This window comes from Pedobacter sp. N36a (assembly GCF_014472395.1).
Lineage (GTDB): Bacteria > Bacteroidota > Bacteroidia > Sphingobacteriales > Sphingobacteriaceae > Pedobacter.
The window spans coordinates 582,935-598,967 of sequence record NZ_JACSZW010000002.1 but is presented as its reverse complement, the minus strand read 5'-3'; the positions used below and the strand labels follow the sequence as shown (position 1 = coordinate 598,967).

Sequence of the window (16,033 nt, the reverse complement as noted above, 5' to 3'; positions counted from 1 at the left end):
TATCCTAGTTTATGGTTTCCATTGAATCGTCATTAACGGCAAACTACGTTAGCGCAAACGTTTGTGCGATTTCAGTGCGTTCATTTGTCGTCTTAATGCCTGATATTTTACTAGCATTGTGTAAGCGACGATATATTGAACCCTTAAGAAGTGCGAGACTTCTTAAAGTATATGCGCTGGAACGGTGTAGAGATGCACTGTTTTTCAACGAAACCTAAGATATGAATATGAAAAAACTATACGTAATGGTATCCTGTGCCTTTTTATTTGGCGGACAGGTATTTGCCCAGCAGACCGATAGTGTCTTGTTTGGAGAAATTGGAAAACAGGTGGCCTTTTCCGCCGCTCTGAAATCTGGAGATACTGCAATCCCTAAACTTAAAGTGCCTAAGGGATTTTCTGCCGTTTTAAAAGGAACTGATCGCTTAACAGTCATCAATGCTGATGGAAAGGTTTTCATGCCACTGGAAAATGTGGACGTTTCTTTGTTCTATCAGCTGAAACGGGAAAGTGATCAGGTGACTATGGATATGCAAACCATCACTTTAAAAGTGCCAGGTCAGTTCAATGACCAGGGAAAAGCGATCAATGCTAAACCTTTTGTGATTCCAGCCTTAAGAGAATGGCATGGGGCAACAGGTAATTTTCAATTGAAAAAGAAAAGCCGTATTGTCCTGGCAGACCAGAATTCCGTTTTAAAAGGAATCGCTGATTTATTGCAGAAAGACCTGAAAGCAATGAATATTGCTTTGGAAATCAAAATAGGGAAGCCTGCTGCCGGTGACATTGTACTTGCGCTGAACAGTTCTGATAGAGGATTGGGCGAAGAAGGATATGAATTGATCATTGGGGATTACCTTCAGATCAATGCTTTGCATAAAAAAGGGGCGATCTGGGGTACAAGGACATTGCTGCAATTGCTGGAACAGGATCCTTTAAATCACCAAATCGTAAAAGGACAAAGTAGGGATTATCCTAAATATGCTGTCAGAGGATTAGTACTGGATGTAGGAAGAAAGTTTTTTACCATAGATTTTTTGAGAGCATATGTGAAAATGATGTCCTATTATAAAATGAGCGAATTTCACATTCACTTAAATGACAACGGATTTCCAATCTACTTTAAGAACAAATGGGAAGATGTATATGCCGCCTTCCGTTTAGAAAGTACAACTTATCCATCGCTAACGGCTAAAGATGGACATTATACAAAGAAAGAATTTATTGCGCTTCAGGATATGGCCGATGATTATGGCGTAGTTATTATTCCTGAAATCGATGTGCCAGCGCATTCTTTAGCCATCACTAGGATTCTGCCCGAAATTGGCAGTAAAAAGTATGGAATGGATCACTTGGATCTTTATCATCCTAAAACCTACGAGATTGTCAGTAATATATTTAAAGAATACCTGGAGGGCCCAAATCCAGTTTTTAAAGGGAAGGTAGTCCACATTGGTACTGATGAATACGCAAAAGAAGAAGCAGAAAAATTCAGGTACTTTACGGATTATTTTATCAAATATGCACAGGGATTTGGAAAAGATGTTCGTGTTTGGGGTGCCTTGTCTCATGCAAAAGGGACAACCCCTGTGGCCGTTAAGGGGGTGGCGATGAATGCCTGGTACAATGGCTACGGTGAACCAAGAGCAATGAAAAAACTAGGTTATCCGCAAATCAGCACTCCTGATGGTTGGTTATACATCGTTCCGGCCGCAGGCTATTACTATGATTACCTGAACTTAACAAATTTGTACAGAAAATGGGAGCCCGTAAATATTGGCGATGTGACTTTCCAGGCTGGGGATCCGGCTGTTATTGGAGGAATGTTTGCCGTGTGGAATGATAAGTCGCCAGCTGGCAATGGAATTACGGAGAAAGATGTTCATGATCGCGTTTTCCCTGCATTACAGGTTTTATCCCAAAAGATGTGGGCGGGAACAGACAGCATTCCTTTTAAAGATTTTCTGGTTAAAGGTAAAGGAGTTAAAGAAGGACCGGGTGTTAACGTAGCTGGTTATGTTTTAGGAAAGGATTCTCTAGTGTTGAATTATACTTTTGAGGATTCAAAATTTAAAGATCAATCCAGCTATAAAAGGGGATCTGCGGTTAAAAATAAGGTAAATGTTACCAAAGGGATCAACGGAAATGCATTGGTTTTATCAGGCGAGAATAGCTTCCTGCAACTGCCGCTTAAAGAGATTGGTTATGGTTATACCGTTTCTATGTGGCTAAAACCAGCTCAAAACTCGCTGGGCGAGCGGATCTTATTTAGCTCAGAAAATGGGGTAGTTAAATCCTCGACTAAATCTCAAAAGTTTGGCTTCTCCAGGGAAGGGATGGATTATGAGTTCAACTACCAGTTGCCATTAAATGAATGGACACAAGTGGTGATCAGCGGTGATCATAAAGGAACTTCCTTATACATCAATGGAAAACTTCAGGAGAAGATGACGGGTAAGGAAATCTTATTCCCTGATACTAAAGCAAAAATGTTCAAAGTAGAAACATTGGTGTTTCCATTACAAATCTTGGGCGCTGCGAAAAATGGTTTCTCCGGTGCGGTAGACGATTTGAAAGTTTTTAATAAAATGCTTTCCAATGAAGAGATCAGTAAAGCGTATTTGAGTAAGGGATCTGTTTCTAAATAAAAACACGTATTCAGTATTAAAAAATTGGGGGAGCGTCCGAGTCAATTGACTCGGGCGCCTTTGTGTTTATATTCCATCTGGATACTCCCATCAGTTAGACAAATCATTATTCCTGATTTCGTTTTTACTTTTCTTTAATCCATCTTTTAAGCCACCGAAATTGTAATTCAAACTCACACGGAAACTCCGGAAATACTCCTGACTGCTGCTGAATTGCTGGAAGTTATGGCCAAACCATTCATTGCTGGCGGTACGATATTTCGTAAATGGATTCTTTAAGCCTAGCGCAAATCCCAGTTTATCTCTAATCAGTTGCTTATTTACACCGATTTCAGTACTGATTAGCCCATTTGAACTCCCTTGCAAACCATTTGGATTGCGGCTGATCGCATTCAAATTTGCATTTACCCGCCAGCCATTGGCCATAATGAATGCGTTAGATAGGGATAGGAAATACGTGCAGCGATTGTTATCGATTTTAACCCCATCACTTGGCCCTGATAGCCACAAGTACATGACTTGACCGTTGATGCCCAAATGATACCATTTGGTGAAGGGGTATGCAAAGTTGAAATTCATACCTAAACTTTTGGCCTTGCCCACATTAGCGAAAGTGGTAGTCGTGATCTCATTAAGTGGATCATAGCTGCTGATCTTAAGGTCCAGGTTGTTCATAAAGGAATAGTCGATCGAAAGATTTACTGATAGTTTTTTATTGCTGCTAAAACCTGTTTGTAAACTGTTCATCAGTACCGGACGAAGGTTTGGGTTTCCTGTGGATTCAATATTTGGATTTGATCGGTCAGTGTAAGGATTCAGCCTGTTGATACCCGGTCGTCTGATCCTTTGAGACCATCCGAAATTGATGCTGTTTCCATTCTTAAAGTTTTTACCGATTGCGATAGAAGGGAGCAGGTGGTTGTAGTTTTGATCCGTAACAGCTCCTGACGATAAGAAATCTGCCCGCATTACGGTATGCTCAAATCGAAGACCTAAGCTAAAATTCCATCGGTCCAATGCCAGTTGATAAGCGTTGTACACACTAAAAATGTTTTGTGTATGCCGATATTGTTCAGAAAATGAGTGAACTGGCTCAGATGGTATGGATAGTTCGTCTAATGCGTGGTATTCAAAATCACTTTCACTTTTTCTGAAAATGGCTTTCAAACCTGTTTCAATATTGATCTTTTTAACACGGCTTGTAAAATCCAGCTGAGCGGTCTGTTCTTTAAATTGCTGCTGGCCATTTTGCTGGTAGGCTGGGGCGTTGTAGTTTACCTGATTTGAAAAGTCTGCTTTCATAAACTGGTCACCTGGATTGCTGCTGTATCTGTAAGAAAGGGTAAAGAATTGGTTTTTTGTGGATTTAAAACCTAATTGATAATTAATTGCAGCATCCGTCCCGTAAGCATGATCCGTATGTTGATTTGCGAAATCATACTGGTGTTCGGCCCTTTTTTCTTCAGCTAAAATGGCAGTTATGTTTTGATTTCCTTTTGTACGATTGCCATTGGTATTAAATTGACCTGAAATGAGTTGCAGAGAATCGATCTCATAACTGAGTTCCGTGCCAAAATAGCCGTTGCGTTGAGTTGAAACGCTAAATCCATGCTGTCGAAGCGTAGACAAACTATGACCTGAACTTATCCGCGTGTTTTGGAAACTGGTTTGCGGATTGTCGAATATACCCGCTCCGGCAAACGCGGAGATTCCAAACCGACCTACTTTGGCCGTAAATGAGCCTCCTGCACCTGGTCCGGCGACGGGGCCGCTGCCATTCAGATTTAAACTGCCATTGTAGCCATCACTTATTTTTCTATTGGTAACGATGTTAATGATTCCAGCAAGACCTTCTGCATCATACTTCGAAGGAGGAGTGGTGATGACTTCTATTTTCTGAATGGTAGCGGCAGGCATACTTCTCAATATGGCTGTGAGCTTGCTATTCACCATACTGGAAGGTTTGCCATTGATCATGACCTGATAGCTCGAATTACCCTTTAATAAAAGCTGATCGCTGCCATCTAATGAGAGAAAAGGAATTTTATGCAGCATCCCTAACACACTGCTGCCTTTGCTTTCTGGATCGGCCTGCATGTCATAGATAATGCGATCCGGTTTATGCTGGATGATCGGCCGCTCAGCAATGATGGCAACATCTTTTAAGGAATTAACCTGCGGTTGGAGCAGGATGATACCCAGGTTTATTCCCTTATTTGATCCTGCGATAGAAATCACCTTTTGCTGATATCCAATTGCAGTGATGCTGATCCAATAGGATTTTCCGTGTAATGCCGGAAAGCTAAAGGTCCCGCCGCCTTTTGTGACCAATGCATTCAGCTGTTCATTTTTATCATTCTTCAATCTTATGGTGATCATAGACATTCGTTGCTGACTAATCGAATCGACTATTTGACCAGAAATTGGGTAGGTAGGGGCAATGTGTTGTGCAAAGGTGATTTTATGCATCAGTAGAATTAGGCTGATGAGGAACAGTGTAAAGAATGGTTGAAGCTTGTTTTTCATGAGCTTGGATGGATTTATGAGGAAAAAAATAGGGCATACCAATTCTATTATTGCGCTGATACACAATTCATGGTATGGTTAATAAATCTTATGGGTAGGAATTGGGCTTATGGTTGTTTTCCTTTTTTAGCCTGTACAATTAAATAATAGGTCAAAAAGCCAATCGCAATAAAGATGGTCAGGACACCATAAGGCAATGGAGAATCTACTCCACTAAAAGGTATATACTCCAGGACAATGAGGCCAAGGCCTGCAAAAAACAGAATTAAACCCCATTTCAAAGCTTCTGTACCATAGCTGGCCAAGGCTGATAACATCTGGACAGTAGATTCATTTATCGGTCCTGCCTCAAGGATTCTCTTTTTTAGCCTGTAATTCAGCATGGCAATGATTAAAATTGCGATAATGACAAAAAACAAGATGACGATGATAAATGGAAGTAGCTGTTTCATGATAATGTTTTGATAGTGATTTGATACAGTAGTCAATAAAAGAGATACTCCGGTTGCAAGTATTTTTTATTAATTTTTGCAACCGTATACTATTAACGGCTGACTACTGTAATATGCTCAACGATAAGGAAATTGTATCCAGGATAATGAAGGAAGATTTCCAGGCTTTTGAGCAATTGGTCAAAGCGCATGAAAAACTGGTATTCTTTGTGATTAACCGCCTAGTATATGACCTCCAGGATAAAGAAGATATTTGTCAGGAAGTTTTTATTAAGGTATATAAAAGTCTGCCGCATTTTAAATTTGAATCTAAACTCTCCACCTGGATTGCTCGGATAGCCTATTTAACTGCCGTTAATTACCTAAAAAAGTATAAAAAGGGCTTTGAATCCGAATATCCGGATAACATTGATCAGTACCATTTTACAGAGGAAAGCCCGGAACAGGTATTCAGTAAAAAGAACATCTCGGAATACATCAATCTCCTGATCGCTCAAATGCCCTTACCATACCGAACCGCGATCACTTTATACCATTTGAATGAGTTTAGCTGTAAGGAGATCGAACAGATTACTGGTACTCCTGAGGGAACTGTAAAAAGCAACCTGTTCCGGGCAAGAAAACTGCTGAAAGAAAAAATAGAGAAAGACTTTAAAAACGAACCATTATGAAACTACTAAATGAGGAGGAAATACAGCGCTTATTAGAAGAGAATCTCCATTTCCCTGCGGAATTGTCCAGTGATCATGAAAAGGAAAATCTGGAGCAATACCGTTTTCTGTTTGAGCAGTTGAAAGAGGAGCCCAAGGAGGGTTTGCCCTTCAGTTTCGCTGCAAATGTTAAAAAACGGTTGCAGGCCCGATTGAACCGTAAAAAGGATCTTAGGTTTTACCTGGTTGCATTTGTGGCGCTTACCGTTAGCTTTTTATTATTTTATGGATTGTTGCAAACCATTAATGAATCTGCTGCCGATCAATTCCTTGTGGTGGTACTGAAATTTAAGTGGGCAATTGTATTGGGAACACTGGTGTTTTTAAGCATCCTCTATTTGGATCAGAAATTCGTAAAAGAACGCATGGCGTAATGCTCGGGAAGACTTGCCGGAACGCATAAGGGAAGCGTAGCTTCTGAATCCTTAGGTAAGTCGCTTTAAAGTCAAACTCTTCCCCAAAAATCTTTACTTAGAAAGTAATTTGGCCTCTTTTAGATCTATTCGTGCCCGGTGTCCATGTTTCTCCAGTAGATATAGTAAGTTTCCACCATTCATTAATGTGAGCGGTTTTCCCTTTACAAATTCATAAGCATCTGGACCATAGTCAGCCGTAGTGACCAGAATCCCTTTTGTAGCGCCTTCATTCATGACTGTTCCATACAAATCTCTTACTGCCGAAACACCTACAGTATTTGTATATCGTTTCGCCTGAATTACGATTTTACCACCGCGTATTGGGTCTGGATCAAATGCAATTGCGTCAACCCCTCCATCTCTACTCGCTTGAGTTACTTTGACCTCACCACCATTTGAACTAAATTCTTTACCAAATACTTCTCTAATTAAGTGTTCGAAATCTTCCCAGTCCATAGCAGCTAAATTTGTTGTATTATTTAAAGAATCTGCGACGTCATAAGAATTGACGAATCTGCTATCATTTTTATTAATTTGTAGTATAGGGGCCACAGCAGTCATACCGCTGAGTTTACTGCTACCAACGCCTTTTAAATTTTTAAAACATGTCTTTGGATCTACATGTCTTAAATCTATTAATGTAAATTCTTCTTTTTTTACTTGAATGGTAAGAATGCAGTTGTTTTCTCTAAGACCAGTACCCTTGTTAATTGAATTAATCCATCCGTTAAATGTAATGGCGTCAATCGCATTGATGGAATCGGCTTCAAAGAGCTCATGCAGTGTCCTCAATGTGATTTTGTACATGGTGGAGTCAAATATTTTTTGAAGTTGCGTTTCGGATAGGTAAGTTTCCTTCGCTTCTCCTTTAACAACTTTTACTTCACTAATGGAGGGTAATTGATCCATTGATGGAAGTGAATATTCAACAATCAAAATCTTAGTTTCCGGTATGTAATCAAGTTCGAAGTTCTGCGGGAAGTCCTCTGGGTACGTTGAATTATTTAATACTAGATCACAATACTCGATGACTGCAGCAGTATCATGTTTCAAATATGCTTCTTTAAGAAGTGCTATTTTATAGTTTGATTCTTCACGCTGCTTTAAAAAAGCAGCTTTTTCAATTTGCCATTCATTCACTTTTTTAGCAATTTTTTTCTTAAAATACTCGACATCTCTTTCGTATTTTAATTTTTCATCTTCAAATTGCTGTTTTAGTCTATGATTTGCCTGGTCAATTAATTCACATTTTCTTTTCCAATCATTTATAGCACGTTCATACAAATTTTGCGCTTCCTGAAGTTTTGCATCTTTTTTAGATTTAATTAATCCGTCAAGGAAAGTAAGTTTAGGTTGGAATTTTATGGCGTCTGGCTGAGCCGTGTAAGTGGAAAGTACTGGTTTTGTAGGCAGGCGAATTGACGATATTAATTTTGGTAATTCATCTTCGGGATATGGAACATTGTATCTTGATTTATCTTTTAATTGCTCCCAATCAATCGTATCATTGATATTTAAAGTATGGTGTAAAATGCTATCCACCATTTGCATAAGATCTTGAGCCTCTCTATTCCTGCTTTCTACATTTCTTTGGATTTCTTCCTTGGTTTTGAATATATGATTTCTTTGGATAACTTTTTGCCACTTCTCCTCTAATTTAACAACATGAGCATTCACTTTATTCTGCAATATCGCTGAATCATCTGAAGATAAAACTCTATAGTCGTTGAGCCCTTTGTGGGTAACTTCAGCAATGAATTTTATTCGGTAAGTTCTACTACCGAGTGTTTCATTTCGGTATATAATTGTGATTTGACGATTATCCATAGAGGCAATTAATTTTTAACCGAAGGTAGTCAAATTTTTATTTCAGTACAAAAGAGGAGTAGCCCTATGAAAAAAGGAAATTTTTGATCATAGGAATTTTTGATAGAATTTGAAGGAAAAAGAAATTTGATGACGGTAAAAGTGCCAGATATATTTACCATGCGAATTATTCAGTTAGATTTATATCTTTGCGGCGCTTTTGGTTTCCGGCATACACCCGGAATTAAAAGGGAATCTGGTGTAAATCCAGAACTGTCCCGCAGCTGTAAGCTCCTTAACCGAGGTACAATTAAAGGTCACTGTTATTCACGTAATGGGAAGACCGTACTTAGGGGAGCAAGTCAGAAGACCTGCCTTTAGCATTTATGATTCATAGCTTTCGGGGATTGAAGCTGGAATGAGGATACGCTTTGTTGGGGTACCCATGTTCTTTATTATTCCCTTTGCTGTGATTTAAAGCAGAAGATGAATATAAAACAAACCATAGTAGCAATGTTTTGCCTGGGTATACTTGCTGTATCCTGCAAAAAAGAAGAAACAGAAATCGCCAGATTAACTTATCAGTCGGAGAGCGACAGTCTAATCACCATCAAGGCAGACAAAGAGTTGATCCTGGCACCTCAAGTCATAGGTAAAACCAACCGTTATCAATGGGTAGAGAACGGAAAAGAAGTAGCGAATACTGCAACCTATACCTTTAAAAAAGCCGAACCTGGAACTTATAACATCGAGTTTAGCGTAGAAAATGATAAAGGTAAAACCTCGCTGAATTATCGTGTAAAAGTATTAGGACCTTATGGAGATGGGGTTTTATTGTTAAGTTTTACGGATGAAACTGGCTTTGGAAATTCCGGTTTATCTCACATGGATGAGGATGGAACCATTCAGCTGAACATTTTTTCAAGAGCTAACCCAGGCGCATCTTTATCACCAGAAGCAAACAATCTGTACTACTTCAATAACCAATACTACATCACTTCTTCTTCAGGACCAAATTTCTTGAGCGTTGTGGATGCACAAACCATGAAGTTAAACTATGTAGTTAATAAATCTGGTGCAAGTGAGGTGACCTATTTTGCTACAACAGATGGAAAAACAGGCTATGTGAATGTAACTAACCGTAGGAAATCAGGTCTGTACACGGTTGATTTAACAAATAAAAATATTAGCTCAACGATTCTGGAAGGAAGTAAAGAAGTATCGCTGGTACCTATTAATACGGTGAATCAGACTATTGTTACCGGAGCTGGGAAACAGCTGATAAAAGTAGAAGGTGGCAAAGTAGTGGTCTTGAATACCTATAAAGAAAATGTAGCCGGAGTAGTCAAAACTGGCGACAACAGCTATTGGGTAGGTGTTCAGGGAAGCACCGCCAATAAAGCCAAATTTGTCAAATTAGACAAAAGCAATAAAGGTGTAGATTCTGTAGAGCTGGCGGTTAATTTCAAAGTTCCTGCCAATGGTGTTCTGACCTCAGGTGGAAAAGATGAGTATTTATACTGGCAGGAAACCTCCAGAGGCGTCATCTGTAGATTTAATACCCGTACTAAAACAGCAGAGGAATTTGTAGATCATGCCAATGTTGGGATCATATTTGCCACCAGTTGGAAAGTTAACCCTAAAAATGGAGAACTTTATGTTGCTGATAGTCCGGAGATATTCTCGGGAGGAGAGCCATTCAGTAAGCTTTTCATCTTTGATAAAAGCGGAAAGCTTAGGAAAGAAGTGAAGAAAGCAGGATATCAGATTACTGATATTGTTTTCCCTCAATAGATAAACGTTGATTAAATATAAAATCCCCCAAAAAGTTAGCCGCTTATTGGGGGATTTTTTGTGATGATGTGATCAGAAATTTGAGGATAATTACAGCGGGAGCTCAATCGATACGGATACCGATTATGTAAAAAAACCACCGAATTATATAAATTTAATGGGCAGCTTTCCTCTAGGTTTGTTTCTTCCTGAAATGTAAAACTGCTCGTGTTTTATTGCAGAAAACATATTAACGGGCATTTTGTTGATATTTTAATACTAATCTTATTATCCTCCTATGATGACGCATACTTACCAAATTACCGGAATGACCTGCGATGGTTGTCGAACTAAAGTTGAAAAGGCTTTAAATGGAATTGATGGAGTAGAAGCAACAGTCACCCTGGAACCTGCAGAAGCGGTCATTACGATGGAGACACCTATTCCAACTGAAAAATTGCAGCAAGGATTATCGGCTGCAGGGAATTATAAGATTAAAATGGCAGGCCATCATTCGCATTCTGGCAAAGAACATATACATAAAGCAGCTCAGGTATCCCCGGCACCTAAAGTTAATGGGGCTGGAGGGGTATATTATTGCCCGATGCACTGTGAAGGAGAAAAGACCTATGATCAACCCGGCAGCTGTCCGGTCTGTGGTATGGATCTTTTAAAGCAGCCTGCAGTACAAAAGGCCTCGCAATTCACCTGTCCAATGCACCCGGAAATCATTAGTGATCAACCAGGAGCATGTCCTATATGTGGAATGGATTTGGTGCCTATGGGACTGGATGACGAGGCGGAAGACCATGCTTACGAAGACCTATCACGCAAATTTAAGATCGCTGCGATCTTCACCGGTCCTATTTTTATCATTGCCATGACAGAAATGGTGCCTAATAATCCATTATTCAAGCTGATGGACCTCAAATATTGGAACTGGGTTCAATTCGCGTTTTCTTTACCTGTCGTGTTCTATGCGACCTGGATGTTTTTTGAACGCGCCTGGAGGTCAATTGTGACCTGGAAGCTGAATATGTTCACGCTGATTGGGATCGGAGCAGGAGTGGCCTGGCTGTTTAGCATTGTCGCCATGCTTTTCCCAGATATCTTTCCGGATCAGTTCAAAACCCATCACGGAACAGTGTATGTGTATTTTGAAGCGGCAACAGTGATCCTGACCCTTGTGTTATTAGGACAGCTCCTGGAAGCCAGAGCACACGGAAAAACCAATACTGCCATCAAGGAGCTCTTAAAATTAGCACCCAATACCGCTACAAAGATTGTGGATGGAAAAGAACTGATGGTATCCATTGATGACATTCAAAAAGGAGATCTACTGCGTGTTAAACCTGGAGAGAAGATTCCTGTGGATGGCAGCATCAAAACGGGGGAAGTCACTATTGATGAATCCATGATCACCGGTGAACCTGTGCCAGTAGAGAAAAATCCTGGTGACAAAGTGAGTTCAGGAACGATCAATGGGAATAAAACCTTTGTTATGCTGGCCGAAAAAGTAGGCTCAGAAACCTTGCTTTCTCAAATCATAGAAATGGTCAATGCTGCAAGTCGCTCCAAAGCACCAATCCAAAAGTTGGCCGATGAAATCTCTGGATATTTTGTGCCGGTTGTGGTATTGATTTCCCTCGCAACTTTTGCCGTATGGGCAATCTATGGCCCTGATCCCGCATATGTATATGCTTTTGTAAATGCAATTGCAGTATTGATTATCGCTTGTCCATGCGCCCTTGGTTTAGCCACGCCGATGTCGGTGATGGTCGGTGTAGGGAAAGGTGCCCAGTCGGGTATCCTCATAAAAAACGCAGAGTCCCTGGAGAAAATGAATAAGATTGATGTCGTCATCATTGATAAAACAGGAACAGTAACAGAAGGAAAACCATCTGTAGAAAAAGTAAGCAGTGTTCATCCGGATTATAGCGAAAAGGATGTTTTAGAAAGAATTGTTGCCTTAAACAGCAGCAGCGAGCATCCACTAGCGGCAGCAACGCTTCGTTATGGGGAAGAAAAGAAGGTCGCTATACAACCCATAGCTAACTTTGAGGCCGTAACGGGTAAAGGCGTTATTGGAAAACTTGGAACTGAGCACCTTGCTTTAGGCAATCAGAAGTTAATGGAGCATGTAGGTGCTGAAATTTCGACTGAAATGAATGAACAGGTAAAATCTGAACAAAAACTGGGTAAAACAGTTTCCTATTTATCGGTAGGGAAATTTGCTATAGGTTTTGTGGTTATTTCTGATCAGATTAAACCCACTAGTGCAGCCGCAATCCGCAAGTTACAAGAGGAGGGATTGCAGGTTTTGATGTTCACCGGCGATAATGAAGACACGGCAAAAGCGGTAAGTCAGACCTTAAATCTGGATGGATTCAAAGCGCAGATGCTTCCGGAAGATAAATTGAATGAGATCAAGAAGCTACAAGCTGCGGGTAAAATGGTAGCTATGGCTGGCGACGGGATTAATGATGCTCCTGCATTATCGCAGGCGGATATTGGGATTGCAATGGGCACCGGAACAGATGTCGCTATTCAAAGCGCTGCAATTACCCTGGTAAAGGGCGATTTAAATGGGATTGCTAAAGCCAGATTGCTGAGCCATAAAGTCATGGGCAATATCAAAGGGAACCTGTTTTTTGCATTAGGTTACAATGTGCTTGGGATTCCGGTCGCAGCAGGCCTTTTATATCCGTTTTTTGGGATCTTACTTTCACCTATGATTGCGGCATTGGCCATGAGCTTTAGCTCTGTGTCGGTGATTCTAAACTCCTTAAGGCTTAGAAATGCTAAAATTGATTGATTCTATAATAAAGCACCTATCGTCTTAATGGCTTGATGGGTGCTTTCATTCCAGGGTAATCCATAACTTAACCTCATGCAGTTGTTGAACTGATTTTGTAAGGTAAACATCCTTCCTGGAGCAATGCTGATGTTCAATTTGATCGCTTTATCATATAAATCAGCGGTATTGATATGTTTTGCGCGTTCAATCTAAAACATTAGAATTACCTTCCGTTGCTTATTCTGCTGCGGAATTGAACCTTTCCGCTAATTATTTCGGAGATTTGATCAAGAAAGAAACCGGGAAATCTGCACAGGAATATATCCTGTTGAAAGTGATAGATGTGGCAAAAGAAAAGATCTTTGATCGGGAGAAATCCATCAGCGAAGTTGCTTATGAACTTGGCTTCAAATATCCGCAGCATTTTACCCGAGTATTCAAACAACGAACAGGTATGTCGCCAAATGACTACCGTAATTTAAATTAGAAGATGATTGACGAAAGCCCAAAACGTTTTGATAGAATCGTAGCCATCCTGATCCAGCTGCAGTCTAGCCGTGTGGTAAAAGCACAGGAGCTGGCGGATCGTTTTCAGGTCAGCTTGCGTACCATTTACCGGGATATTCGCAGCCTGGAGAGCTCAGGCGTGCCGATCTTGTCGGAAGCAGGAACCGGTTATTCAATCATGGAAGGCTACCGATTGCCTCCGGTTATGTTCACGCGTGAAGAAGCAGGAAGTTTTGTCGCCGCCGAAAAACTCATGCAGCAAATGACCGACAAAACGCTGGGTGCTTATTTCTGTTCGGCTATGTTCAAAGTGAAATCGGTGCTGCGGAACAAGGACAAAGACTGGATTACGGCGCTGGAATCCCAAATTCTCGTTAAACCTTATCAGGAACTTTTCAATAAGAACATCCCGGATGCACTGGAAATCATTATGGAAGGGATTGCCTCGCAAAAGCAGGTGGCTTTGCTGTATCAGGCATTCACCGCTGAGGAGCCGGGACAAAGGACGATTGAGCCTGTAGGCTTGTTCCATGAACACAACTACTGGTACATCTTAGGATTTTGTCACCTACGACAAGATTATAGGCAATTCCGCACCGACCGTATTGTTCAGATTCGCCGTACAGACATACCTTACGGGAAAGAACATGATTCCCTGGAGCAGCTGCGCAGCAAAGAATGTGTCCCGGAGGGGAAAATCCAGGTCAGAATACTGGTAGATAAAAAGATTGGTAAATATATAAAAAGCAACAAAAGCTATTATGGTTTCGTAGCTGAGGAGGATCGGGGGAACCAGATGGAGATGACCTTTATGGCCTCAGGTACTGATGAAGGTTTTGCCCGCTGGTATATGATGTTTGGCGATTATGCTGAAATACTGGAGCCAGAATCACTGAAAGTACAAGTCCAGCAGCTGGCGATGAAAGTAATCGCGAGTTTAGGACTTCCTGAGGCGGTCTTGGAATCGGAAACTATGGCTGGATAAAATAGGTTTGTCTTGTTGGCAAAAAAACGCATGCCTCCAATGGAATATTCGAAAAGTTCCTTTTCAGGGAAGGCCTCAATGGTTTTTCTGGTTAAGTTGCCATCCAATAGGTAGTTCCTTCCATAAGATCTCTGAGAAAATCATTTTATAGTATGAAAAAAAATAGTAACTTTTACGACCATACTAAACGATGAATAACCAAACACTTAACCAACCACCAGTGATGAATAGTGCTGAATCCTTTCAAACCACAGCTCATAAAGTCGAGTATCTTTCTTCATTAACCGCCTTACGTGGCATCGCTGCATTGCTGGTGGCCATATTTCATTTTGAAATGGCGGTTGCACGCTTTGTTCCTGCTGCCCAATCCATGTTTTTTGAAAAGTGCTATCTGATGGTGGATCTCTTTTTTATTATGAGCGGCTTTATTATGATGCATGTTTACAGCAGCGAATTTAAACATAAAATACAGCCAGATACCCTGAAAAAGTTCTTTGTCGCGCGTTTTGCGAGGGTCTATCCACTGCATATATTTTCATTGCTGCTGCTGATCGTCATTGTACGTTGGGTTACAGATTGGGGCAATCCACCGATTATCCTTGAACAGCCAGCTGATATTTTACCGAATATCCTGCTGTTGCATTCCTTTGGCTTTACGCATATTTATTCCTGGAATATTCCTTCCTGGAGCATCAGTGCAGAATTTGCCGCCTACCTTTTGTTTCCACTAATAGCATTTTTTATAAATAGGAAAAAAGCACTTGCTGTGCTATTGTTCGGCATAATGATCATACTGGCCTATTATTCAATTATGTATGTACTGCCACGGGTAAATCCTATTCATCCTGCGATACCAGTTCCTCATAACCTGAATACCACATTCGACTATGGTTATATTCGGGGAATAGCTGGGTTTACTACAGGTGTACTCGTTTACCTGCTTTACCAATTGCAGGGCGTTAGGAAGGCATTTTCTTCTGATATAGTCTCTCTGCTGATTATTGCGGCGATCACACTTTCTTTACATTATGCACTGAATGATGGAATTACAGTTTTCCTATTCGCCATCCTTGTACTCAGTTTTACGGCAAACACCGGTAAGATTGCTGATTTCTGTAACCTGAAATTTATGCAGTTTTTAGGGAATATTTCTTATTCGGTATACCTGATGCAAATCTTTCTGCAAGAGCCATTTTCACATGGCGCATACCTGCCTGGCACGGTAGGAATAGGCAGAGGCAAACAGAATATTGATTTTTTTCTTGGGCTGGGCTATTGTGCGGTTTACCTGCTCTTACTCATTCTAATCTCTTATGTTACCTATCGATGGGTAGAAGGGCCCAGTAGGAAGTTTATAAACCGGATTTGGGGAAAATAAGCAGGTATCCCTATAGGATTTACAAAACTTGATTT

General features: G+C 40.6%; 11 protein-coding genes and 1 riboswitch. Of the genes, 8 read left to right on the top strand and 3 right to left on the bottom strand.

Annotation, left to right across the window (positions count from 1 at the left end):
- The first annotated feature begins 227 nt into the window (after positions 1-227).
- Positions 228-2,648 (top strand): family 20 glycosylhydrolase, encoded by a 2,421-nt coding sequence (locus H9X96_RS06295; RefSeq protein WP_187665456.1) that lies wholly within the window; start codon positions 228-230, stop codon positions 2,646-2,648.
- 90 nt (positions 2,649-2,738) lie between these two features.
- Here H9X96_RS06295 and H9X96_RS06290 read toward each other — a convergent pair whose 3' ends face one another.
- Positions 2,739-5,174, bottom strand: coding sequence for an outer membrane beta-barrel family protein (locus H9X96_RS06290; RefSeq protein ID WP_187665455.1), 2,436 nt, complete (start codon positions 5,172-5,174; stop codon positions 2,739-2,741).
- 107 nt (positions 5,175-5,281) lie between these two features.
- Entirely contained in the window at positions 5,282-5,626 is a 345-nt protein-coding gene (locus H9X96_RS06285) for a DUF6249 domain-containing protein (protein WP_187665454.1), read from the bottom strand.
- Positions 5,627-5,739: 113 nt separating this feature from the next.
- On the opposite strand from H9X96_RS06285, the gene H9X96_RS06280 reads away from it, so the two are divergent.
- Both H9X96_RS06280 and H9X96_RS06275 read left to right on the top strand, forming a co-directional pair.
- The gene (locus tag H9X96_RS06280; RefSeq protein WP_187665453.1) at positions 5,740-6,297 is read left to right on the top strand and encodes an RNA polymerase sigma factor; all 558 of its coding nucleotides are present in this window, start codon (positions 5,740-5,742) and stop codon (positions 6,295-6,297) included.
- On the top strand, positions 6,294-6,710 hold the full coding sequence (locus H9X96_RS06275) for a hypothetical protein (protein ID WP_187665452.1): 417 nt from the start codon (positions 6,294-6,296) through the stop codon (positions 6,708-6,710). The genes H9X96_RS06280 and H9X96_RS06275 overlap by 4 nt, the downstream gene beginning before the upstream one ends.
- A 93-nt stretch (positions 6,711-6,803) precedes the next feature.
- Here the strand turns inward: H9X96_RS06275 and H9X96_RS06270 are convergent, their stop codons facing one another.
- Positions 6,804-8,579: a restriction endonuclease gene (locus H9X96_RS06270; protein WP_187665451.1), complete on the bottom strand. Its 1,776-nt coding sequence runs from the start codon at positions 8,577-8,579 to the stop codon at positions 6,804-6,806.
- Between the two features lie 183 nt (positions 8,580-8,762).
- Positions 8,763-8,952, top strand: a riboswitch (cobalamin riboswitch).
- A gap of 92 nt (positions 8,953-9,044) precedes the next feature.
- On the opposite strand from H9X96_RS06270, the gene H9X96_RS06265 reads away from it, so the two are divergent.
- From H9X96_RS06265 to H9X96_RS06245, 5 genes are all read left to right on the top strand, one after another.
- The gene (locus H9X96_RS06265; protein WP_187665450.1) at positions 9,045-10,352 is read left to right on the top strand and encodes a DUF5074 domain-containing protein; all 1,308 of its coding nucleotides are present in this window, start codon (positions 9,045-9,047) and stop codon (positions 10,350-10,352) included.
- Between the two features lie 277 nt (positions 10,353-10,629).
- Positions 10,630-13,146 carry a heavy metal translocating P-type ATPase gene (locus H9X96_RS06260; protein WP_370576715.1) on the top strand — a complete coding sequence of 839 codons (2,517 nt, stop codon included), beginning with the start codon at positions 10,630-10,632 and terminating at the stop codon, positions 13,144-13,146.
- Positions 13,147-13,324: 178 nt separating this feature from the next.
- Positions 13,325-13,615 (top strand): helix-turn-helix domain-containing protein, encoded by a 291-nt coding sequence (locus tag H9X96_RS06255; protein WP_187665449.1) that lies wholly within the window; start codon positions 13,325-13,327, stop codon positions 13,613-13,615.
- A 3-nt stretch (positions 13,616-13,618) separates the two neighbouring features.
- Positions 13,619-14,620, top strand: coding sequence for a YafY family protein (locus H9X96_RS06250; RefSeq protein WP_187665448.1), 1,002 nt, complete (start codon positions 13,619-13,621; stop codon positions 14,618-14,620).
- 190 nt (positions 14,621-14,810) lie between these two features.
- A complete protein-coding gene (locus H9X96_RS06245) occupies positions 14,811-15,998 on the top strand; it encodes an acyltransferase (protein WP_187665447.1) in 1,188 nt (395 codons plus the stop codon).
- The last annotated feature ends 35 nt before the right edge of the window (positions 15,999-16,033 follow it).